Origin of the sequence: Nocardia thailandica NBRC 100428 (assembly GCF_000308795.1) — a bacterium.
Classification (GTDB): domain Bacteria; phylum Actinomycetota; class Actinomycetes; order Mycobacteriales; family Mycobacteriaceae; genus Nocardia; species Nocardia thailandica.
Genome location: NZ_BAGK01000018.1, coordinates 1 through 1,243 on the forward strand (window position 1 = coordinate 1; position 1,243 = coordinate 1,243).

4 protein-coding genes are annotated in these 1,243 nt (G+C 76.7%); all 4 read left to right on the forward strand.

What is annotated here, in order from left to right:
• Positions 1-410 (forward strand): type II secretion system F family protein (locus tag ON36_RS01670; protein WP_043646957.1); only part of this gene is annotated, 410 nt, incomplete at its 5' end.
• Between the two features lie 78 nt (positions 411-488).
• A complete protein-coding gene (locus ON36_RS01675) occupies positions 489-710 on the forward strand; it encodes a DUF4244 domain-containing protein (RefSeq protein ID WP_043646959.1) in 222 nt (73 codons plus the stop codon).
• Between the two features lie 41 nt (positions 711-751).
• Complete coding sequence (locus ON36_RS01680) at positions 752-1,066, forward strand: TadE family type IV pilus minor pilin (protein WP_043646962.1); 315 nt, start codon at positions 752-754, stop codon at positions 1,064-1,066.
• The coding region (locus ON36_RS01685) for a pilus assembly protein TadG-related protein (protein WP_043646965.1) at positions 1,063-1,243 on the forward strand (181 nt) is incomplete at its 3' end. The genes ON36_RS01680 and ON36_RS01685, both read left to right, overlap by 4 nt.

Genomic DNA, 1,243 nt, shown 5'->3' on the forward strand with positions numbered 1-1,243 from the left:
CGATGTCGGCGGCGGCGCGGGCGAGCGCTCCGAGCGCGCCGGAGGTTCTCGGCGCCGCGCTGGCCCGGGCGGCCGACCTGCTGGTGCTGGGGGCGGACCCGGCCTCGGCCTGGGAGCGGGCGGCGGCCGACGCGGCCGGACTGCCCGGCGCCGACGACGTCGAGTCGCTGGCGCGGATGGCGCGCCGCTCGGCCCGGTCCGGAGCCTCGCTGGCCGCCGCGGTCGGCGAACTGGCCGACCATCGCCGCGCGGCGGTGGAGGACGCGGCGGTGGCCCGGGCGGAACGGGCGGGGGTGCTCATCGGCGGGCCGCTCGGCCTGTGCTTCCTGCCTGCCTTCGTCTGCCTGGGCATCGTGCCCGTGGTGATCGGGCTGGCCGGGCGGGTGCTCGGGAACGGCGGGCTGCCGTGACCGGCGCGTACACGACTTCTCCGCGCGGGCCGTCCGCGTGGAGGTGGAAGAGAGGGGAGCGGGATGACGATCGGAGCGATGCGCCGGGGGCTCGGCGGTGCGCGGGTCTTCTGTACGGCGGTGCGGGAGCGGCTGAGCAGGCTGTTACTCGACGACAGCGGGATGAGCACGGCGGAGTACGCCATCGGGACCATCGCCGCGGCGGCGTTCGGCGCCGTGCTGTACGGGGTGGTGACCGGGGACAGCATCGTGAACGCGCTGACCCAGATCATCGACAAGGCGCTCAACACGTCCGTGTAATACAGTGTGCGGCAAGAACTCTCGATGACGATCGAGGGTCGGTGACGGTGGAGGCCGCGATCGCGCTCGCCGCGCTGGTCGTGGTCGTCGCCCTCTGTTTCGGTGCGGTGCTCGCGGCGTCGGCGCAGGTGCGTTGTGTCGACGCCGCCCGCGAGGCGGCGCGGCTGGCCGCGCGGGGTGACCGGGCGCGCGCCGAATCGGCGGCCAGGCAGGTGGCGCCCGCGGGTGCGGCGGTGACGCTGCGGACCGACGGGGATCGCGTGGTGGCGGTGGTCACGGCGCGCGCGCCGTTGCTGCCGGGCCTGGAACTGTCGGGCGAGGCGGTGGCCGTGCTCGAGCCGGGGGAACCGGCGTGACACCGGTGCGTGGCGACCGGGGCGGTGCCACGGTGGCGGCCTGCCTGGCCCTGGCCGGGCTGCTGTGCGCGACGGTGCTCGTCGGTCAGGTCGGTGTGGTCGTCGTCGCCCGGCACCGGGCGCAGGCGGCGGCCGACCTCGGCGCGCTCGCCGGTGCGGCCGCGCTGGCGGCGGGGC

Bases quoted from the DNA above. Each gene is read 5' to 3' on its own strand.
- ON36_RS01675 (WP_043646959.1), top strand. From the start codon at position 489: ATGCGCCGGGGGCTCGGCGGTGCGCGGGTCTTCTGTACGGCGGTGCGG.